This is a genomic window from Lentimicrobium sp. S6, from assembly GCF_013166635.1.
Lineage (GTDB): Bacteria > Bacteroidota > Bacteroidia > Bacteroidales > UBA12170 > UBA12170.
In genome coordinates this window covers 18,178-38,951 of record NZ_JABKBZ010000054.1, presented here as the reverse complement: position 1 = coordinate 38,951, position 20,774 = coordinate 18,178, and the positions used below count along the sequence as shown (strand labels likewise).

Below are 20,774 nucleotides of genomic sequence, written 5' to 3'. Positions count from 1 at the left end.
TGTAAAACTCTTTTACCTCAAAATAATCTAAGATAAATGCGGGTAAAAACTCTTGTAATATTGTTAATTCCAAAACTTAATTTTTGTCAGCTAAGATAAGGATTCCCCATAGTTTTTAATGTGACCCGAGATTTCTTGATGGTATCGGAAGGCAACGTCCAATTTTAATGGTATACGAGGAAGCCCATTCTTATTTGCCTAAAGGTGGCAGCAATCAATATGTACAAGGATACGCAACGTCAGCAGTTAGACGTATATGTAAAGAAGGTAGAAAATATGGTATTGGTGCATTAATTGTAAGTCAACGTCCATCTGATCTAGATACTTCAATACTATCTCAATGTGGTACATTTATTACTTTAAGACTATCAAGTTCAGATGACCAATCTATAATTCGTTCTTCAATCCCTGACAACTCAAGTAATTTGGCAGAAACTTTGCCATCATTGAGGACAGGTGAAGCTATTATTGTTGGCGAAGCAATTAAAATTCCAAGTAGAGTTTTGATCCCTTTAATGAAACCTAGACCTGACAGTAGTGATGCCGTTCCATCATTAGAATGGGCAAAAACTGAGATTGAAAATCCAGAGTTTGCTAAGGCTGTTACTAATTGGAGAAAACAAAAAGTATAAATTTAAAAATTCGAAATTATGGAAATGATCCCAGTTGATTCAAGCAATATCACAGCTATTGGCTATGATAATGAAATAGGAACTTTAACTATTCAGTTTAATAATGGAAGAACATATGAATATTATAGTGTTCCTGACTATGAATTTGATAATCTAATGAGTGCAGGTTCTAAAGGAACATATGCGTTTCAGAATATCTATAAGGCATATAGTCAATCAGAAATCTAAGTTCTTTGGATTCGTTCAAGCACATTTGGCTTTTCCGTTCCTCCAAAACCAAAAGAGCTTTCTCTAAGTTTACTAATAAATAAAAGCCAGTGGGTAACAAAAGCTATATGTAATGCAGGGTATAGCGGGTAATTCAACCGCAGTTCTCCGTTGCAACACCGCCAAATCTTTGATTTGTCAATTTGTAATTTGAATTAATGTAAATCAAAGTTTTGGCTAAATGCAGATTTGAAAGTGAAGAGCTTCGAAAGCCCGCAAAACACATAGTAAGCCCGTTATCACTAATATTAAAAAAGAACCGAGACACAACTAAATAAAATGATTAAAAGACTTTTTCTAAACGATAAATTTATTCTTGGACTGATTCTTTTGAATTCAGTAATACTATTTATTGGTGCTTATTTTCCATCGCAAAGCGACAAATACATTTTGACAATCATTGACAATTCGATCACAACATTGTTTATTCTCGAATTGATTTTCAAATTCAAAGAATTTGGTTTTAAAGGCTATTTTGAATCGAATTGGAACAAGCTCGATTTTGTACTTATTTTACTTTCAATTCCTGCCTTAATAACATTCATTTTCAATTTAAATATTGTCGATTTTAGTTTCTTACTCGTGTTCAGGATAATGCGTGTTTTCAAAGCATTCCGATTTTTTAAATTTATTCCAAATGTTGGAGAATTAGTTGCAGGCGTTCAACGAGCTTTAAAAGCTTCGGTGTTTGTATTTTTAGGTTTTGCTGTTTACATCTTTATAATTGGTGTACTTTCGTTTTATCTTTTTCAAAACAGCGGTTCCGAATATTTCAAAAACCCGATGGTTTCATTGTATTCAACTTTCAAAATATTTACCGTTGAAGGCTGGTTTGAAATTCCCGAACAAATTATAAGTGGTTACTCAAAAACCGCAACATTTTTTACTTATCTTTATTTCATATTTGTTGTTTTAACAGGTGGCATTTTCGGGCTTTCAATTGTCAATTCAATCTTTGTGGATGCAATGGTTAGTGACAACAACGATGAATTGGAAAAGAAAATAGATAATCTCGATTCAAAAATAACTGAAGTACTTACAAAAATCAATAACCATGAAACTTGAAAAAATTCTGGACAACGTTAACTCGCTTGAAAAAAATTCATTTCTAAAAATCATTGACAATATAAAATCTTGCAATCCAAAAAACAGCAAGGAAATTGACAAAATACTTTCAGACAGCAGCAATAATCTGAAAGGGGTTGACAGTCTTAATATTGCCAAAGTTTTCGATTTAATAAAAGATGAATTTGCGGAAACCGTTAAAGCTGAATTTGTTAATACAACTTCGCAATTGGATATTTTAATCGATATAATAATTAAGGATGGCAACAACATTTTAAAACAAGACTGGCTTGGCAGACTTTACGAAAAAGAGTTGGTAAATATTAAAAAGAAAACGAGAGAATTAAAATCTCAATTAGAAGCGGGCAAATCGGAAATTGATGAAGTAAGAAAACGTGATTATCAAATTTATAAAGCTTGCGTAGAAACTGCATATAACAATGATTATGAAAACAACAGGGATTCTAAAATAACCGATGATGAATTGTCTATTTTATTGACCTTGACAAACCAGTTGGAATTATCGCAGGAAGAAGTAAAACTAATTAACTACTTAATTATTCCTCCTGAAAAAGCAAATATTGATAATGTTATAACATTCTTGAAAAATATTGGAGTAGTATTTTATTCAAAGAAAAACAACTTGATTTATGTTGCAGATGAAGTTGTTCGAGTTTTACGTAAAATCAGAAAAAAAGAAATTGCAGATAAATATTTCCGCCGTGTACTCAAAACATTAAAAGAATCACAAATAAATCTCATCTGCCGCAAACACAATATTGACGTTCGAGAACTTGATTACGAATCAAAAATTAAGCAAATAATTAAAGAAGGAATTTCATTTACGAATTTGCTTAAAAATGGTATTCATAAAGACGGAACAAATTTAACAGACAGAAAAAAAGCAATTAACGATGTTTGGAGCAAAGGATTAAAAATTTCTACAAACCTAAAAGGCGTTACACTTGAAGAAAAAATTGAAAATATAACCCTGTATTTCAATGAAATTGAACACGATGAAAAAGTTGGTATTTCAGTTGAAGGTTATGAAAAACTACTTTTAGAAATAAATGAAGAATTGAAATCATTTAAAAAATTAGTGCTCAAAGAATTTGAAATGCCCGAAGAAACTATTTTAAACAGTAGTACACTTTTAGATTTTAACATAAAACCGCGAGATGTTCTCGACATTTTGCCGACAGAAGACCTTAAAACATTTATTACAGCAAAAGAATTAAAGTCAAGGGGAGATTTAGTTCTAAATATTTTAGATGCCTACAAAGACGCAGAAAACCTGCTAATTGAAAATTACGTTGCAATCGGTTTTCGAAATCTGAATTTATTAAGGGAAAATGGAATTGTTATAAAAGAAAGTGAATTAGGTCTAAAGTTTGAGTGTCTTACACAAAAAATATTCGAACAACTTGGTTTCAATGTTGATGAAACTCTAAAGAAAAAACTGAATACCGCAAAAAACAAAATCGACTTGGTTTTAAATTTGGGTAATGATAATATAATAATCATCGAATGTAAAACGGTAAAAGAAAGCGGATATAACAAATTTAGTTCTGTTTCAAGACAAATAAAATCTTACGTTGACTTGGCTAAAAAGGATGGTTTGAATGTTGTGAAATCGTTACTTGTTGCGCCCGATTTTAGCGATGATTTTGTTAACGACTGCGATTTAGAATTTGAAATAAATTTATCGTTGATAACAGCAGGTTCTTTGGTTAATATTCTTGACGGATTCAGAGATTCAAAACACAAACAATTTCCTTATCAGCTATTAATGAAAGACGTTCTGATTAAGGAAGATAGAATTCTAAAAGCGATTAGAAAATAGAAATACAGGCGGTAGTCGAGTAGGTAGAGGGGAACTTCACCCCTAAACCTCTCACAGAACCGTAGGTAAACCTCTCAATTCATACGGCTCTTATTATGCAGCCAATCACTAGGTTAAGTGATAACCTAAAGCCCAATGATAAAATAAGTTTGGAAATGAATTAAATAACCATCTTAGCCATTTAACAGCTTTGACTTTACTACGCTTAAAGCGTTTCTATTTATTCAATGTCCATTTTATCAATCGATGATGGAGATAATAAAACAAATTAATGTGTAAATTTAGCCTAGAAATTATAGCTGTTCACACTGGCACAATAACGTCGGTATGACTGGCACAATAACGCCGGTATATCCAATTCACAGCATATTTATTTCTCAGAAGCATATACAGCGGTTTTTATCATAGGAATGAGCAAGAAGCCCATGAAAATCAATTCTCATGGGCTTCTCAACTAATAGATTTAGTATTTTATCTTCGTTCCAACAATACAATATTCTCCACATGATGAGTTTGTGGAAACATATCGATGGGTTGAACTTTCACGACTTTATATTTGTTTTTCATTAAAGTAATATCGCGTGCTTGCGTGGCTGGATTACAGCTGATATACACGATTTTTTGTGGTGCTGTTTTTAGCAATTGCATCACCACTTTTTCGTGCATTCCAGCTCTTGGTGGGTCAGTAATAACCACATCTGGTTTTCCATTAGCTTCAATAAAATCTCTATCTAAAACCTCAGCCATATCACCGGCATAGAATACCGTATTTTCTATTCCATTGATTTCTGAATTGACTTTGGCATCAGCAATGGCTTCTGGAACATACTCCACTCCCACTACTTTCTTAGCATTTTTAGCCACAAAATTAGCAATGGTTCCTGTTCCGGTATAAAGGTCATAAACCAGTTCTTCTCCAGTTAAACCAGCATATTCTCGTGCTACTTTATACATCTCATAGGCTTGTTCGCTATTGGTTTGATAGAATGAAACGGGGCCTACCTTAAACTTCACACCCTCCATCTCTTCCATATAATAAGGATTGCCTTTAAAAAGTTGGATAGGCAAATCGGTAATGATGGTATTCATCTTTTGATTGATCACATACATCAACGAAGTAATCTGTGGAAAGCTATCTGCAATATGAGTTAAAATTCCCTTTAGAATCTCTGGCTCGTCCTCTCCTACCACTAAAATGACCATCAGGTCACCAGTACTCGAAGTACGAATATATAAATTCCTTAAATATCCTTTTTGATCTCTTTGATGGTAGTGGCCAATCTTATTTTCCAGCGCATATCTCCTGACGCTCAGACGGATTTCATTACTAGGCTCCTCTTGTAGGTAACAGTTTTTTAAATCTAAGATTCTATCAAACATACCTGGCATGTGAAAACCGATTCCATTCATATTCATTTCAGAAAAATCCATTTCCTTGGAATAATCTTCGGTGAGCCATATACGATTGGAAAAAGTAAACTCCATCTTATTGCGATAGAAATACTGCTTCTCACTAGGTAAAATGGCTTCCATTTCTGGCATTTCAAAATCACCCAAACGCTCTAAATTATCTTGTACTTGCTGTTGCTTTAATTTCAATTGTTCCTCATAGGAAATCATTTGCCATTTACAACCTCCACAGGTTCCAAAATGCTCACACTTGGGCTCTACACGCATATCTGATTTCTTTTCGAATCGAATGGCCTTGCCTTCCATATAAGCCTTACGGTTCTTGGTCACTTGTACATCAACCACATCGCCAGGCACTGTAAATGGTACAAAAAGCGCTTTATCATCAACTTTCGCCAATGATTTTCCTTCAGCTGCTAATTTCAATATCTCCACATTCTCGAATTGTGGATTCGGACGTCTTCTTCCTCTTCTTCCCATAGTATATTTTAATAAGCGGCAAAAATAGTAAGAAATGAACTGATTACAATAGAAATTTATTATTGCTTAAATACTTGGTTTCTGGGTACTGGGTACTGGGTACTGGGTGCTGGGTGCTGGGTACTGAGTGCTGGGTGCCCTTTGCCCTTAGCCCTTTACCCTTCCGCCCTATACCCTCTGCCCTGTGCCCTTTACTCTTCGCCCTCTGCCCTCTGCCCTCTGCCCTGTGCTCTTTAACTTTAGGCACTCTAAATACTTTAGGCACTCATTGAACTCCAGGCACTAAAAGAATAAATATCCAACAATCCTATGCAAGCATGGCAATTTTTCTTAATATTGTTCTCGAAACCCTAAACCTATCAATATGCTTAAACAAATTCTATTTAGCTTGTCATTGCTAATGACCTTGGGCATCTTTGCCTATTCTTTCAAAAGGTATTATTTGTTCTTTAAACTCACCAAGCCATTTGAGGTCAAAGACTTCGGCAAACGATTCAGTATCATGATGAATGTGGCTTTTGGGCAAAAGAAAATTCTGAGGAAGCCTGTGGTTGGACTCATTCATGCTTTAGTATTCTGGGGCTTCTTGGTGATAACACTTGGAAGTATTGAAATGGTAATTGATGGTTTATTTGGTACCGAGAGAATATTGAGTTTCTTAGGTGGTTTTTATAGCTTTATAGTGGCATCTGGAGATATTATGGCTGCCTTTATTGCTCTGGCCATGCTCATTTTTCTCTACCGTAGAATATCGGGTAAGGTGAAACGCTTCGATGGTATCGAAATGACCCATAAATCACATACCGACGCTAATATTGCTTTGAGTATCATCCTCTTTTTAATGATTAGTCTCTTAGGAATGAACACCTTCTATGTGGCAGAAAAATTAAGTTCTGGGGAGGCAATTCTTGGTGTTTATCCGGTGAGTCAGCAATTGGCCACTTTAGTTAGTTCAATGGATTATTCAAGTTTACATATTGGCCATGAAATCAACTGGTGGGCACATATCTTGCTTATCTTTTTCTTTGCCAATTACTTGCCCTATTCCAAACACTTCCATGTATATTCTTCTATTCCCAATGTTTTATTTAGTCGCCTAGAACCTTTAGGTCAACTCTATAATATGGAATCCATAAGCAAAGAAGTTAAGCTGATGATGGACCCTAATGCTGCCTTTGCAGATCCTCCTGAAGAAGAGGAAGCTGAAATAGAGAAATTTGGAGTGAAAGATATTGAAGACGTCAACTGGAAGAATTACTTGGATTCCTTAGCCTGTACCCAATGCGGTCGTTGTACCGATGTTTGTCCGGCTAATATTACAGGTAAGAAATTATCTCCTCGTAAGATAGTAATGAATGTGAGAAGCAGGATGGACGAGAAAGGTCCAGGTCTAATTAAAAATGGTTCAGAGTTCGACGATGGTAAAAGTTTATTGGGTGATTATATCAGCGCCGAAGAGCTTTGGGCTTGTACCACTTGTAATGCTTGCGCTCAGGAATGCCCTGTGAATATCAACCAACCCAGTATGATTATCGATATGCGTAGATACTTGGTCATGGAAGAAAGTGCTGCTCCAGCAGAACTGAATACTGTATTCCAAAACATTGAAAATAATGGAGCTCCATGGCAATATAGCCAAGATGATAGAATGAAGTGGGCTGAGGATTTATTCACAAACGCATAATTACAGATCTTTAAATATTGAAAAATGGATACTAAAGAAAAAGTTAAAATAGAAGTCCCTATATATAGTGAATTACATGCTGCAGGAAATGCTCCCGAATATCTGTTTTGGGTAGGTAGTGCTGGGGCTTTCGATGATAGATATACAAAAGTTACCCGCGATTTTGTGAAGATATTACACCATCTGGGAGTCAGTTATGGGGTGCTTGGAGTAGAAGAAAGTGATAGCGGTGACACAGCCCGTAGAGCTGGAAACGAAATGCTATTTCAGATGCAAGCCATGATGAATATTGAAGTGATGAATGCCTATGAGGTAAAGAAAATCATCACCTGTGATCCTCACGATTTTAACACCCTTAAAAATGAATATCCAGATTATGATGGCCATTACGAAGTATGGCATCACAGTCAGTTCTTAGAGAAAATGATAAAAGAAGGCAAACTTAAATTGACGAAAAAGGCACTGGCAGGAAAAAAAATCACCTATCATGATCCTTGTTATTTGGGTAGAGGAAATGGCGAATACGAAGCCCCACGAAATATTCTGGATGCTCTAGCTGATGACAGAGTAGAAATGAAACGAAGTAAAAGCTTTGCTTTATGCTGTGGTGCTGGTGGTGCTCAGATGTTTAAAGAAGCTGAAAAGGGGAACAAAGAAGTGAATATGGAACGCATGGAGGATGTCTCCGAAACCAAATGCGATATTGTTGTCACAGGATGTCCTTTCTGTATGACTATGCTCACTGATGGTATTAAGTTTACCGAGCAAGAAGAGCAGATGAAGAATATGGACTTGGCTGAGTTGGTGGCTTTGGAATTGAAATTGTAGAAAAAACATGAACCATATATAACACCGATGTATTTGAAAGAAACTTATAAGGTTATTTTTATCACAACTAAATTTGAAAACTTAAGAAATATTAGAATCTATTTAAACCCTTATGGTAAATCGTATAATTATTACGCTAGGCATATAAAAATATAGTTTCATTCAAAACCACTCGCTACAGAAATAACTAAATAATACCTAATAGCCTCAGTTTGATATTAAATCAGGCCACATTTTCAGATAATTAGCTTATAAATGACCCAGATTTATGAAGAGCAATCATGATAACTCAATGAAATTTGGGGAAATAGATGGGCTAATTATCGAAATCTACTAGTAGAAAAGCCAATAACACATCATCTTTTACTTAATAATCATTTGATATAGCGCGCTATAAAGCATGATTATTAAAACAAATCTAATGCATTATTGACTTTCTGTGGCAATTATTTAATAATCGAAGGTTAATAGATTTTCTTTAAATAGTATATGGCAAATTTCTTTCTAAAGGTAATCAAATGAAACACCCATGACAAAAAAAAAGACACACACGAGCATGATTATAGCATATTGATGTAACTTTAGAGTAAAATGATACAGTTATGACAACAGATAAAATCGAATTCGAACAGGTGATAGAAAAAGGGTGTGGAATAGACATTCACAAATCAGTTTTGGTATCATCGGTGCAAGGAAAAGACATAAAAACGGAAACTCGCAGTTATAATGCTTTTACCGAGTCAATAGAATCACTTAGGGATTGGTTAAAGTCGTTAGGCATAACTCATGTAGCTATGGAAAGCACAGGAGTATACTGGAAACCAGTTTACAACATTTTAGAAGAAGATTTTGAGATTATTTTGGTCAACGCCCGTCATTTAAAGAATATACCCTGAAACAAAACTGATAAAAAAGATAGTAGGCGTATTGCTAAGCTTTTGTTAGCAGGTTTACTAAAAGGGAGTTTTATTCCTCCAAAGTCAGATAGAGAAATGCGAGATTTGACAAGATATAAACGTCGGGTAATTGAGCAAGCAGCATCAGAAAAAAATAGGATACATAAGTTTTTGGAAGATGCCAATATAAAACTATCTTCTGTTGTCAGTAGCCTATCCGGAGCTGTAGCTACTAAAATCATAGATGCGTTGATTGAAGGTGAAGGTACCCAGAAGAATTAGCAAAGCTACGCCATGGAAAGATGAAAGCTTCAGAGCAAGAATTAGCAGTTGCGCTAACAGGTAACTTGACGGAGCATCATAAGTTCATGCTTAAAATGGTAAAACAATCAATAAAAGACAAGGGGCTTCTAATCAGTGAATTGAATAAGCAGATAGATAACAAGTTAAAAGAAAACGAGATAGTACTTGATGCCGAGTTGTTATCTACTATTCCAGGAGTTGATAAAGAATCTGCATCATATATACTAGCGGAAATAGGAAACAATATGGATAATTTCCCTGATGAACAACACTTGGCATCTTGGGCAGGGTTATGCCCAGGTAATAATGAGAGTGCTGGTAAAAAAAAAGTTCAAGAACCACGCATGGAGACAAGTGGCTTAAAGCGATGATTATTCAATGTGCATGGGCAGCAACCAGAACAAAAGGGACTTATTTGCGTGGTAAATATGATAGCTTGGTCGGTAGAAGAGGTAAAAAGCGGGCATTAGTGGCTGTTGGTCACAAGATAATAATCGCAGCTTATTTCATCATAAAAAACAAAGAATCCTATAAAGAATTAGGTGGAAGTTATTTAGACAAAATAACAAAAGAAAAACAAATTAAGAGACATCTGCAACGGCTAAGAGAGTTAGGAGTAGATGTCTCGCAGGAAGCTGCATAAAGGTCGATTTTTTCTGGAGGTTGAAATATCTCAGCATATTGAGAAACCCCGATTATGAAACTGACTTCAACGCCAAGCACACACGACTATTGCCATAGAGCATGAGGATGAAATCTTACTCTCTTAGCGTTAACGCAGTGAATTGAAACAATTGAATATGAATAAAAACAAAAATATAAACGGATGAAAACCAAATTATTTTGAGGTGGAATTTGTGGATAATCCAGGAGAATTGAGTAGGGCGATTTATAATATACATGGCTATTGGTACGAGACAAGAACACAAATCAATGGGCTTACTATGGTCTCCAAGCACTTAAAGCATCTCATTATAGTGGTTGGAAAATATCGGACATGAAAGAGAAGTTAGAATCTCCTGCATGGCCCGCAGAAATATATAGATTTCAGGTTTCAAAAGGCCTTAAATCGAAAATAATTAGAATGGATGCCGAAGGTCACTTTATTCAAGTCAGAGAACTTAATAATTAACTCAAGTTGCTAGCAGTCTATTTTATTTAATGTATATGAAAACAAGAACATTATAACTTTAAGAACAAATCCATAAGATGTAACAGCATGGATTTTCTTAGGTAATAAAGTTGAAATTTCACTAAAGGTTGTTTCTACTCGTTTCCTCATGCTTTCAATAATGTACTCCATATACCTTTCTCTTTTGCGTTTAGAGTTGCTTTTGCGAGCAACCAATAGATTTATTTTCTCTGCATCTTTAAGCATATCTTCAATCTTATAATTTGTATATCCGGAATCAGCATAAATTTTACTTCCTTCAGGTAGATAAAAAGGCATTTGTTTTAAGGCTTCTGAATCATGTTTACTCCCTGGCAGAAAGGTGTACTCAACTGGGATACCGTCAGTTGTTACCAAAACATGTACATTAAATCCATAAAAATACCTACGCATAGTTGCTTTCCTTCCCCGATAGATTTCACCTTGAATGAGTTTTGAACTGGAAATCCGCATATTATCACATGTATGGATTGGAAAACTATCAATTATGTATTCAGATGATATATTTACCTTCTTTATCATTTCAGAGAGTTGGAAAAACAAATCGACTATTAATTCTCTGATTAAATGCAATCGCCTATTAAACCGGCTTTTGGAAAGCATTTTGGGAATCAGTCCTGTAGACTTCATAAAGCAAATGGCTTTTTCTTGGTTTCCTCCAAAATACAGTTCTGATATCAAGGCTGTTGTGATAATCTCAGAATCAATTACTCGCCTGTTTTTAGGTTCTTTAATGCTCAATTTCTATTAGTAGGTCATCAATTATTGTGTATATTGCTGTTGATTTTTTAATCATATCCTCCAGATTAATTTGTTTCGCAGCAACAATTTGGGTTTTTTTTTGTAAAAACACATACTTAACTGATTATCAGGCGTATTTTGTTAAAAACTTTCTTTTTCTTGTTAACATCACAACATCTTCACAATTCCATAAACATTTTAAATCAGCAAGATAAGTAGCAACTTGAGTTAATTAATATTAATTTAGAAAACATGAAAAGAACCATCCTCCTATTAATTGCGATGAGCACTTTTATATTTAGCGGGTATTGCCAAAATCAGAAATTAACTTTTTCTTCAAACCCTTCCCTATCATTTGAAAAGTATATTTCAGGAGTAAAATATGCCGAAATAGGCCTTAATCCATTTAACCAAGAACAAGTAGACAATAAAACTGGAATTGCAGGTTTTTATTATTTGGCAAAAAAGTATTTACAGCAAATGGGCTTTGAATATGTGGCCCTTACTTCCAAAGAAAAAACAGAACTCAGTATTGCCATCAAATCCTATTGTGAATATTCTTTGGTAATGTTTGGAGGTGAAATCAATAAAAACTCAGTTTCAGACATGACCATTTCTTTTATCTCATGTAATGGCGATGTCTTTTCTTTTACTTCGGATAAAACCTTTAAATATGGAAAGTTTACACATGTGGAGAACAAACTTGTGGAAGACTGGAAAAGCATTGTAAAATCGAAAGGGATATACAAAGCTTCTAATCAACTTCAGCTCCCTTCCAACCCAACCATTTGGACCAGAGAAAAACTAAACCTATACTTTGCTGAAAACAAAGGAAATCTAGACCCAATGGAGGGAATTTATGAAAGAGTTCGTCTTTCATTTGAGGATCTTTCAGCAGGTAAATATACAGTGGGTATCATCAAAAACCCTGTTAATGATGGTTTTTTAGTGGTTTATTTATCTGGAGCTAAGAATATTAGCGACTGGGAAAGTGGTGATGTTAAAGCCATATTCAACAATACTGCTACCAAAGGTTTTTATACTGTTCATTGGGTTGCAAGAGACAAATCTATTTATGAAGATGTTTATTGTAATACAGAATCTTTGGGGTTTAGTATATTTTCAAGTGGAATGTTACCCATCTCTTATAAATTCATAAAAATGTCTCCAAGGTAAGATAAAGAATAAGCGATCTTGATAATAAACTGAATTCTATATTATATTACGATATGGGAATAATGAAGAAAAAATCTGATCCTTTGCCCAATTCACTATGCAAGCCCATCTCTCCTCCTAGTAGTTCCACATAAGCTTTTGAAATAGTCAGTCCCAAGCCTGAACCTTCATTCACTCTAGAATCATCGGCATCTGCTTGGATAAATCTATCAAAGATATGTTCTTGTTTTTCAAGTGGAATTCCAATTCCATTGTCTTTCACATGAAACTCAAAGTATTCATTATTCATTAATGTTATTCTTTGAAACCAAAACTCAATTATGCCTTTATCACTGTATTTAATGGCATTTTTTATTAAATTGGTAAGAATAGCATATAGTTTTTCTTTATCAGATTGAATGATCGTGCCTTTATGTTCTTGCGGAATACTTAGCTTTAATTCCATTCCTTTCTTCTCTGTTTCTTTTCTGAAGAAACTATAGAGTAATTGCATTTGCTCATTCAAATTAAAAGAAGAAATCATCACCTCTATCTGTCCTGCCTCAATCTTAGAAATATCAATTAAATCGTTAATGATATCTAGTAAGTGAGTTCCAGACCGATTAATTACTTTGATATATTCCTCTTGTTCAACTTTAGTTAAATCAGGCTCCTTTAATAAACTAGCAAAACCTAAGATGCCATTCATTGGGGTTCTAATTTCATGACTCATATTAGCTAAAAAAGCGGATTTTAGTCGATCACTTTCTTCTGCCTTCATTAAGGCATTAATCAAGTGTTCTTCTGCTCTTTTTCTATGTATCAGCATGCTTATTTGATCTGAAATAAATTCTAGCATTTCCAAATCAGAATCATCATAGGCCAATTCATTTGCATAGCTTTGAACTGCTATTACACCAATTACTTTTTTATCTATTTTTACAGGAACGCCCATCCAAATTAATGATGTCTTACCAAAAAGGTGAATTTCACCATCAGAAGCTAACTGACTTATCTTTTGACTATTGGCTAATAATGGTAATTGAGTTTTAATCACATAATGAGTTAATGTATTTCCTTCTAGAAAGGATTTATCATCTTCAAATTCATCTTTTAAATAAGGAATAGTAATTTCATTATTGCTATTATTATATAGCACCAGATAAAAATTTGAGGCATCTATACTTGTATTCAACTCTTTATGAATAATACCAACAAACTGGCCTAAATCTTTGCTATAGTTAGCTGCATTTGAAATATTAAGAATAATTTGTCTGATATTGTCTTGCCTTTTATGTTCCGTAATATCCTTTGCAAAACTAATCATGCCTATAATCTGATCATCACTAAAAATAGGTGCTGTATTTACCAAAAGCGTTAATAGCTTTTGATGATTTGTTTTTAGTTTGAATTCATAATTTACTGATTCTCCATTTAAATTCTTCAAAACAACTTCTTGCAAAAAAGCTAATTCTTCTGCCAATACTAATGGGCTAAAATGATTACCATACCATTCCTCACGTATAAGTCCCGTTTGCTCTACCGCTCGATCGTTGATAAAAGTAATTTTTCCTTCAAGGTCTAACATCCAAATAAAATCATTAGATGTTTCAATCATGGTACGGTACTTTTCTTCACTTTCACGTAGTATTTTTTCAGCAAGTTTTCTTTTTCTCTCCTCTTTTAGAATAGCCCTTATTTTTGAGCTTGAGTAAAAAAAGTATAATATAAATAGGAAAAGTACTGAGAAAATGAGAATAAGCCTATTACGTAGTTGATGTAATTCAGAATAAATATCCTCTTCTTCATATGAAATGATAATGGTCCAGTATGTATTCCCAATAGGAGTTCTATAAAAGACCATATGCTTCTTTTGAACCTCTTCCTCTTTCAATAACACTTGTTGATGATGACTAATTATTGTTCCTGAACTATCCTTTTTTATAACCTTGCTAAATTTTATCGCTTCATCTTCAAAATTGCAATTCTCAAGATATGATCTTCCCAAATGCTCTTTATATGGACAATATATCTCTATCAAATCTTTACTGAGCAGCCATATTACGCCAGTTTCTCTAATTTTTACTTTTTGAAAATAACGCTGTCCTAACTTATCAATTGGTATTAAAATAGCAATGCTTCCTATAAATCTGGCCTTATCAAAAATGGGAACATGCATAGCAATACAAAGATATCCTTGAACAGCTTGAAACACATCACTAATAACTATTTTTTGTGTTTTCAGAACCAACTCTACATGTTTTTGATAAGAAATATCTTTCCCTATTGATAAACTATCATAGGGAAAGGTATATTGGATAATTCCATTGGAGTCTACTCTAGTAATAGCAGATATAAGATTTTTTCGATTGTTAAAATAGCTTTTAAAAAGAGCTCTACCTTCTGCATCAAAATCTTTTATACTTTCAAGTTCGGAAATAAAAGTGATTTCCGATTGATAATCATTAAAGAAAGATGTAATTCCTTGAGCTGCTGTTTGAGCAAGAGTTATTTGTTCTGTATTAAAATCATTGATTGTTCCTTCTTTCATTTTTTCATATGCCAGATGGAAAAGAAGATAAAACACGAGCATTAATACAGGTATAATAAAATACCTTATTGAAAGCTTTGAATTGATTCTATTATAATATCGTTTTATCATTTATATTTATAAAGATAGTATTTATCTGATAACCAAACCAGCATAAGCGAATATAATGATAAATTATGAATAGATTTTACATTTTAATGAGTAGTTCACAATTAAATCAAAAATCTTAATTTTGCAATAAGCATCAAACAAAAAACTAAGCAGATATGAAAACGAAAATCAATTTCTCATGCATACTCATTACGCTATTGTTTTCATTTATTGGCCTTACTTCTATACTTGCCCAAAATACAAATTCAGAGGAGGATAAAAATAAAAACATTGCTCTAGAAATCATCAACCAAGCTAGCACTTGTGCATTAATTACTATTGATCAAGATGGTCAGCCAATAGCTCGAATGATGCAAACCCTGCCCACAGAAAAGGACTTTATCATTTGGTTGGCAACAAATCCTAAAACAAGAAAAGCCGAACATATCAAAGCAAATGAAAAAGTAAGTATCTATTATACTGAAGTCAATTCAACAGGGTATGTCAGTATTCAAGGAATAGCAGAATTAGTAAATGATTTGGAAACAAAAAAAGCACGCTGGAAAGAAGGCTGGAAAGCCTATTATCAAAACATGGAAACAGATATGGTTTTAATTAAAATCATGCCCATTTCAATGGAATTGGTGAGTTATAGCAAAGGCGTGATCAGTAAAGAAGAAAACTGGGGAGCAACTAAACTTAAATTCTAAACCCATTAATAAGATGGTAAACGCACGATAAATTCACTCCCTTTATCAGGAATACTGGTTACCGAAATATTTCCACCGTTTTTTTCTACAAATTCTTTGCACAGTATTAAGCCCAATCCAGTGCCTTGCTCAAAATTGGTACCTGGAGTGGAGATATTCTTATCAATCTGAAATAGTGAATCCACATGCTTTCTGCTCATTCCTAGACCAGGATCGATAAACTTAATAATAACAGCATCTTGATTGCTTTCGAGAATAATTTCGACGATTCCTTTTTTGGTAAATTTAATCGCATTTGAGATTAAATTCATCACTGTAGAATTTATCATATGCTCATCTGCCAAAACAATATAACTAAGCGCCTCTTTATATTCAAATTTTATTGACAAACCCTTGCTTAAAATCTGGGCTTCTACTAAATTCACATTCTCTTCAATAAGCTCTTTTAAATCCAATTTAACAGGAACATATGATATATCATTAGATTGAAGACGAGCCCATTCTAATAAGTTTAATAATAGTTGATATGACTTTTTAGATGAGGAATTTAACACATCAATATATTGTAATATTTCAGGATCATCAATTTTTTGTTTTGCTTCCATCAACACATTACTAACACCTAAAATTGAATTAAAAGGATTTTTCAAATCATGTGAGATAATTGAGAAGAATCGGTCTTTTGTAGCATTCAGTTCCTGTAAACTTTGAGCCTTTCTTTCTAACTCAAACTTATGCTCCTCAATTTCACTTTGTTGGGCTAAAATCTCTTCTTGTTTATTCATTAAAAGCATATTCTGTTTCTCCAACTTTCCATTTGCCCGAGTATACATATTATAATATATGTTTAGATAAATAATAATACCAGCTACCGAAAATGAAAAACCTAAAACCATATCCATATACTGAGCATGTTCATCAACATAAGGAATGATCAGCTGAGGATAAAGGTAACCTACCACCAAAGAAATTAAACTTGAAGCTATCAACATGGCTATTAAAACTACTCTGGTAGTTCCGGTAAATACCACATGAATAGCCACTAACATTAAGGGAATAAAGTATTGTATAGAACCATTGCTCCCTCCAGTAGAAAACCATAAAACCGGCAAAAAGATAAAAACGATAAAGCCAAGAGTTAGCATTTCAATAGCAGGATATCGTTTTCGCTTAAACCTTGTAAAATAATAGGCTATGCTGCAAACTATTAAGCTTAATAGCGCCATCACAATGGATATCCAGTGTAAGTCGAGAAGGAAATTAGACAGTGCCGCTAAACCCGAAAATAGAATCCCTATGGCTAGGGTAATATTGAGCAGCTGATGCCTAAGGTCAATTACTCTATCATCACCAGATATATAATTTATAATAACTTTTGTAAAGTTCATTAATGATTGTGATTATTGTAGATAGGAATAATTGATCGTAATGGTTTGATAAAATTAAGCTATTTTTTTTCCAATTACAAGGGAATATCACCTAATTAACCTAATATTCAAATACTAACATATCATTCACATTTATTTTACTATCTTCGTAAACCATATAAAACATATATCATGATTACTAAATTTATTTCCTCTTATATTATAGTTCTATTCGCTATCCTTTTAGTTTCATCTATCAGTTATACAAAAGCACAAGAAGGAGAATGGTCAACACCTATCCCAATCACAGATTCATTAACAAACAATAGCAATCCAGTAATGATTAGAATCACTCACCGAGATTTTGTATTTTATGAAAAGCAAACCAGTGAGAATAGCTATAGCATTTTTATGCGGAATATCACTGAAATGAGTGAAGCTATTGAAGTTTTGAATCAGGAGAATGTCTCTTTTAGGAACCCTCAGATCATTAAATTCTCAGGCTATCCAAATGACCCCGACACCCTGTTTTATCTAGTTTTTGAGAGTGATTTAACAACTAATGGCATATTCAATATCTATTATTCAAAATATTCTCAAGATGGTAACTTCAGTGCACCTGAAAGCTTAGAAATTGGATATACCAGTTGTCAGGACTTGAAAATAATGGGCAGGAATTTAGTTTGGGAAAGAGGTGGAAATATTGAAACCACTTATTTAGATGGAAACAGCTCTAATTATTATTTCCATCCTATTATGACCATTGATGAGGGAGGATGCTCAAACCCATGTATCAGTGAGTCTGAAATCATTTATCTAAAAGAAATAAATGATGAAAACAATATTTACCGAAGCACTTGGAATTATCCTTTGGGAGAATGGCATGAGTCAATCGGATTTTTTGATGGCATAAATTCTTCACTTTCTATATTAACACTTGATATTACGGAAGAAGTGGTATTTCTTTGGGAATCTCTTGGAAATGGAATATGGAAACCTTATGCTTATGATGTTATGGGAGAAGAAATAGAAAGTTTAGAATTATTTAGCGAAACTAAAACAACTCCAGATGCCGTTTTATTTGATGTCATAATTAAGAAGAAAAAAAAAGATATTTGGTTTAATTATTTCGCATATACTTTTAATGATAATGAAAATTCGGATATTTTTGTAAATAACCTTTGGTCTGGTTATCAATATTGCTTTAATATTTCTCAGTCTTCGGCAATAGACTCAAAACCTAGATTATTCTACCTTCCTTCAGATTATCTATACACTACCTATCTTACCTTTCAGTCTGAAAGAAATAATAAACAACAATTATTTATGTCCAAAGTATCCTTTTGGCTTGGAGAAAATGAATTGGCAAATCACAATAATAGCCTGACTATCTCCCCCAACCCCATTACTCATCAAACTCAAATCATCACTACACTTTCGAGTGCCGAAAATCTGAAAATAGAGATTTATAGTTCAACAGGAGTTTTAATCGAAACCCACCCCTTAAAAAACACCCAAACTACCATTTGGACGCCATCAAAGGATTTGAAAAATGGCGTTTATATTATTAATTTAAAATCTGATTTAGAAAGTATTAGAAAAAAAGTAATTTTACAGAGGTAAATCGATAAATGCTTTTTTGAATGAAAATAAATATTCGGCCAATTCAAGAATCTGATAATCCAGAACTCTCTAAAATCATTAAAGGAGTTTTTGAGGAGTTTGATGCTCCAAAAGAAGGGACTGTTTATGTAGATCCCACTACAGATGATTTATTTAGTCTGTTCCAAGAAAAACGCTCCGCTTGTTTTGTGGGTGAAATAGATGGACAAGTGATGGGAGCATGCGGTATATTTCCTACTTTAGGTTTAGATAAAGATTGCTGTGAGTTGGTGAAATTCTATTTACATAAAGAGGCAAGAGGATTGGGCCTTGGAAAACAATTAATGGAGCAATGTCATGTTTCTGCCAAAGAATTAAAATACCAAAAAATATACTTAGAGAGTTTCCCTGAGTTTGGAAAAGCAGTTGGCATGTACAAAATGGCGGGCTATAAATATATCGTTCAAGCTCTAGGGAATACTGGTCACTTTGGCTGTAGCATATTTATGATTAAAGACATATAACAAATTGATTTTCAGATTTGAGAAAATCAATCATATAAATATATCATTATGGGTTCATTAATCAGCGACATCCTCTCCTATCTTTGGCAAGTGGTATTAACTACTGTTACACAAGTTTTTATTCTATTAGGTCCACTTCTTTTATTAGCGTATATCATGCATTTAGTAGCCAAGAAAAATGAAAAACTCAGTTATAGAGTTATGGGAAGAAAACTATATTTATATGGATTTGCCTGGCTAGGAACTTCTATTCATGAATTGGGCCATGCTTTTTTCGCTAAAATATTCCGTCATAAAATCACCGACATGGCGCTATTCACTCCCAATTCAGAAGATGGAAATCTAGGACATGTAAATCATTCTTTTAATCCCATGAGCACCTATCAAAGAATTGGTAATTTCTTTATCGGAATAGGCCCAATTCTTTTTGGAGTTATCCTTTTATACTTCTTGAGCTGGCTACTTTTTGGTTTTGGGTTCTCCAAAATGGCTGTATATGAAATTCAAGCAGACTCGTTCTTTAGCTTCTCCAACTTTACTGGACTTTTTGCCAATACCTGGGATAATATTGTTATTTACTTGAGTTTAGCATTTGGGCCATCCTCCAGTTTTCTTAAAGTATTATTGCTTATCTATTTCCTTTATGCCATTGGCTCTTCTATCACATTAAGCCCATCAGATATCAAAGGAAGCCAAGGTGGTTTTATCTATTTTGTGTTGGCTTTATTTATTTTCAACCTTTTCTCCTCTTGGATTGGTGACTTTATGCTGTGGTTGCTTTTAGACTCATTTATGCTTTTCTTCAGCTTCTATTTTCTAATGATACTTAGTATCATTATCAATTTAACATTTGTTGGAATTCTATCTATTTTCGCTAAAGTATTGAATAAGTAGATCACCTGATTTCTGTATTTTATAATATTTGACCCAATTTTAACCTAAAATTAAGTCTTCTTTTGAAGAGAATAATTACTTTTGCTAAAATTTATAAAATGAAAAAGAGTTTAGCCATCGTACTTCTTCTTTTAGCCAATATTACATTATTGGTTCACGCGGCTATTCCTCACCATTATCATGAAGGTGATTTTTGTTATATAAGCACTTCTTGCGAAGATGAATGTGATAGCCACGAAAACCATAATCACCAAAAACATGAACATCATGAAGAAAATGGTAACATGCAGTGTGAACTAAATTCAATAGTTATCATTCCAAACAATATCAATCCAAGACAAGAGGTTGCCATATTAGAATTAAACCATTTACCATTGGCTAATTTCAGTCTAACTTCTCAATTAAATAACTTACCAGAAACTTACTTCAATCAAAGAGATCTCAAATCTCAAATCCCTTTAAAGCTTTCGCTTTATCATATTTTCATAAATTACAGTGCAGGTCTTCGCGGCCCTCCTTCTTTTGTTTAAATCATAACAATCTTAATTTCAATTATTTAAA

Annotated in this window: 18 protein-coding genes and 2 pseudogenes; 16 read left to right on the top strand and 4 right to left on the bottom strand. The window is 33.5% G+C overall.

The annotated features are described in order from the left end of the window. Positions 1 to 167: 167 nt before the first annotated feature. From HNS40_RS15975 to HNS40_RS15960, 4 genes are all read left to right on the top strand, one after another. On the top strand, positions 168 to 632 hold the full coding sequence (locus tag HNS40_RS15975) for an ATP-binding protein (RefSeq protein ID WP_253916393.1): 465 nt from the start codon (positions 168 to 170) through the stop codon (positions 630 to 632). A gap of 18 nt (positions 633 to 650) precedes the next feature. After that, positions 651 to 860, top strand: coding sequence for a KTSC domain-containing protein (locus HNS40_RS15970; protein WP_172282646.1), 210 nt, complete (start codon positions 651 to 653; stop codon positions 858 to 860). A 318-nt stretch (positions 861 to 1,178) separates the two neighbouring features. Continuing rightward, a complete protein-coding gene (locus HNS40_RS15965) occupies positions 1,179 to 1,964 on the top strand; it encodes an ion transporter (RefSeq protein ID WP_172282645.1) in 786 nt (261 codons plus the stop codon). Beyond that, complete coding sequence (locus HNS40_RS15960) at positions 1,954 to 3,807, top strand: hypothetical protein (protein ID WP_172282644.1); 1,854 nt, start codon at positions 1,954 to 1,956, stop codon at positions 3,805 to 3,807. The genes HNS40_RS15965 and HNS40_RS15960 overlap by 11 nt, the downstream gene beginning before the upstream one ends. A gap of 471 nt (positions 3,808 to 4,278) precedes the next feature. On the opposite strand, the gene rlmD is transcribed toward HNS40_RS15960, so the two are convergent. Continuing rightward, positions 4,279 to 5,697, bottom strand: a complete 1,419-nt coding sequence (gene rlmD, locus HNS40_RS15955; protein ID WP_172282643.1) for a 23S rRNA (uracil(1939)-C(5))-methyltransferase RlmD — start codon at positions 5,695 to 5,697, stop codon at positions 4,279 to 4,281. A gap of 364 nt (positions 5,698 to 6,061) precedes the next feature. On the opposite strand from rlmD, the gene HNS40_RS15950 reads away from it, so the two are divergent. From HNS40_RS15950 to HNS40_RS23530, 6 genes and pseudogenes are all read left to right on the top strand, one after another. Beyond that, positions 6,062 to 7,381, top strand: a complete 1,320-nt coding sequence (locus HNS40_RS15950; RefSeq protein WP_172282642.1) for a 4Fe-4S dicluster domain-containing protein — start codon at positions 6,062 to 6,064, stop codon at positions 7,379 to 7,381. 24 nt (positions 7,382 to 7,405) lie between these two features. Next, positions 7,406 to 8,209, top strand: coding sequence for a (Fe-S)-binding protein (locus HNS40_RS15945; RefSeq protein ID WP_172282640.1), 804 nt, complete (start codon positions 7,406 to 7,408; stop codon positions 8,207 to 8,209). Positions 8,210 to 8,811: 602 nt separating this feature from the next. After that, positions 8,812 to 9,387, top strand: a pseudogene (locus HNS40_RS23220) (transposase). A gap of 20 nt (positions 9,388 to 9,407) precedes the next feature. Then, on the top strand, positions 9,408 to 9,779 hold the full coding sequence (locus tag HNS40_RS22970; RefSeq protein ID WP_216663798.1) for a transposase: 372 nt from the start codon (positions 9,408 to 9,410) through the stop codon (positions 9,777 to 9,779). Next, positions 9,776 to 10,051 carry a hypothetical protein gene (locus HNS40_RS22965; RefSeq protein ID WP_216663799.1) on the top strand — a complete coding sequence of 92 codons (276 nt, stop codon included), beginning with the start codon at positions 9,776 to 9,778 and terminating at the stop codon, positions 10,049 to 10,051. The genes HNS40_RS22970 and HNS40_RS22965 overlap by 4 nt, the downstream gene beginning before the upstream one ends. Positions 10,052 to 10,405: 354 nt before the next feature. Continuing rightward, positions 10,406 to 10,540, top strand: a complete 135-nt coding sequence (locus HNS40_RS23530) for a hypothetical protein (protein ID WP_256367551.1) — start codon at positions 10,406 to 10,408, stop codon at positions 10,538 to 10,540. Positions 10,541 to 10,549: 9 nt separating this feature from the next. On the opposite strand, the pseudogene HNS40_RS15935 reads toward HNS40_RS23530, so the two are convergent. Continuing rightward, positions 10,550 to 11,375, bottom strand: a pseudogene (locus HNS40_RS15935) (IS982 family transposase). 197 nt (positions 11,376 to 11,572) lie between these two features. Here HNS40_RS15935 and HNS40_RS15930 point away from each other — a divergent pair. Further along, complete coding sequence (locus tag HNS40_RS15930) at positions 11,573 to 12,496, top strand: hypothetical protein (RefSeq protein WP_172282638.1); 924 nt, start codon at positions 11,573 to 11,575, stop codon at positions 12,494 to 12,496. A gap of 46 nt (positions 12,497 to 12,542) precedes the next feature. Here HNS40_RS15930 and HNS40_RS15925 read toward each other — a convergent pair whose 3' ends face one another. Then, positions 12,543 to 15,026, bottom strand: coding sequence for an ATP-binding protein (locus HNS40_RS15925; protein ID WP_172282636.1), 2,484 nt, complete (start codon positions 15,024 to 15,026; stop codon positions 12,543 to 12,545). Between the two features lie 266 nt (positions 15,027 to 15,292). Between HNS40_RS15925 and HNS40_RS15920 the strand changes: the two genes are divergently transcribed. Next, on the top strand, positions 15,293 to 15,826 hold the full coding sequence (locus tag HNS40_RS15920) for a pyridoxamine 5'-phosphate oxidase family protein (RefSeq protein WP_172282633.1): 534 nt from the start codon (positions 15,293 to 15,295) through the stop codon (positions 15,824 to 15,826). A gap of 5 nt (positions 15,827 to 15,831) precedes the next feature. On the opposite strand, the gene HNS40_RS15915 is transcribed toward HNS40_RS15920, so the two are convergent. Continuing rightward, entirely contained in the window at positions 15,832 to 17,214 is a 1,383-nt protein-coding gene (locus HNS40_RS15915; RefSeq protein WP_172282631.1) for an ATP-binding protein, read from the bottom strand. Between the two features lie 171 nt (positions 17,215 to 17,385). On the opposite strand from HNS40_RS15915, the gene HNS40_RS15910 reads away from it, so the two are divergent. The 4 genes from HNS40_RS15910 to HNS40_RS15895 all read left to right on the top strand — a co-directional run bounded on the left by HNS40_RS15910 (position 17,386) and on the right by HNS40_RS15895 (position 20,743). Next, on the top strand, positions 17,386 to 18,816 hold the full coding sequence (locus tag HNS40_RS15910; RefSeq protein WP_172282629.1) for a T9SS type A sorting domain-containing protein: 1,431 nt from the start codon (positions 17,386 to 17,388) through the stop codon (positions 18,814 to 18,816). A 20-nt stretch (positions 18,817 to 18,836) separates the two neighbouring features. Beyond that, complete coding sequence (locus tag HNS40_RS15905; protein ID WP_172282626.1) at positions 18,837 to 19,319, top strand: GNAT family N-acetyltransferase; 483 nt, start codon at positions 18,837 to 18,839, stop codon at positions 19,317 to 19,319. 48 nt (positions 19,320 to 19,367) lie between these two features. After that, complete coding sequence (locus tag HNS40_RS15900) at positions 19,368 to 20,213, top strand: hypothetical protein (RefSeq protein ID WP_172282624.1); 846 nt, start codon at positions 19,368 to 19,370, stop codon at positions 20,211 to 20,213. Between the two features lie 98 nt (positions 20,214 to 20,311). Continuing rightward, a complete protein-coding gene (locus HNS40_RS15895) occupies positions 20,312 to 20,743 on the top strand; it encodes a DUF6769 family protein (RefSeq protein WP_172282621.1) in 432 nt (143 codons plus the stop codon). The last annotated feature ends 31 nt before the right edge of the window (positions 20,744 to 20,774 follow it).

Coding starts and splice junctions, on each gene's coding strand:
- HNS40_RS15915 (WP_172282631.1), bottom strand. CDS start 17,214: ATGAACTTTACAAAAGTTATTATAAATTATATATCTGGTGATGATAGA.
- HNS40_RS15895 (WP_172282621.1), top strand. CDS start 20,312: ATGAAAAAGAGTTTAGCCATCGTACTTCTTCTTTTAGCCAATATTACA.
- HNS40_RS15930 (WP_172282638.1), top strand. CDS start 11,573: ATGAAAAGAACCATCCTCCTATTAATTGCGATGAGCACTTTTATATTT.
- HNS40_RS15965 (WP_172282645.1), top strand. CDS start 1,179: ATGATTAAAAGACTTTTTCTAAACGATAAATTTATTCTTGGACTGATT.
- HNS40_RS15950 (WP_172282642.1), top strand. CDS start 6,062: ATGCTTAAACAAATTCTATTTAGCTTGTCATTGCTAATGACCTTGGGC.
- rlmD (WP_172282643.1), bottom strand. CDS start 5,697: ATGGGAAGAAGAGGAAGAAGACGTCCGAATCCACAATTCGAGAATGTG.
- HNS40_RS15910 (WP_172282629.1), top strand. CDS start 17,386: ATGATTACTAAATTTATTTCCTCTTATATTATAGTTCTATTCGCTATC.
- HNS40_RS15975 (WP_253916393.1), top strand. CDS start 168: ATGGTATACGAGGAAGCCCATTCTTATTTGCCTAAAGGTGGCAGCAAT.
- HNS40_RS23530 (WP_256367551.1), top strand. CDS start 10,406: ATGAAAGAGAAGTTAGAATCTCCTGCATGGCCCGCAGAAATATATAGA.
- HNS40_RS22965 (WP_216663799.1), top strand. CDS start 9,776: ATGATTATTCAATGTGCATGGGCAGCAACCAGAACAAAAGGGACTTAT.
- HNS40_RS15900 (WP_172282624.1), top strand. CDS start 19,368: ATGGGTTCATTAATCAGCGACATCCTCTCCTATCTTTGGCAAGTGGTA.
- HNS40_RS15925 (WP_172282636.1), bottom strand. CDS start 15,026: ATGAAAGAAGGAACAATCAATGATTTTAATACAGAACAAATAACTCTT.
- HNS40_RS15960 (WP_172282644.1), top strand. CDS start 1,954: ATGAAACTTGAAAAAATTCTGGACAACGTTAACTCGCTTGAAAAAAAT.
- HNS40_RS15920 (WP_172282633.1), top strand. CDS start 15,293: ATGAAAACGAAAATCAATTTCTCATGCATACTCATTACGCTATTGTTT.
- HNS40_RS15945 (WP_172282640.1), top strand. CDS start 7,406: ATGGATACTAAAGAAAAAGTTAAAATAGAAGTCCCTATATATAGTGAA.
- HNS40_RS15905 (WP_172282626.1), top strand. CDS start 18,837: ATGAAAATAAATATTCGGCCAATTCAAGAATCTGATAATCCAGAACTC.
- HNS40_RS22970 (WP_216663798.1), top strand. CDS start 9,408: ATGAAAGCTTCAGAGCAAGAATTAGCAGTTGCGCTAACAGGTAACTTG.
- HNS40_RS15970 (WP_172282646.1), top strand. CDS start 651: ATGGAAATGATCCCAGTTGATTCAAGCAATATCACAGCTATTGGCTAT.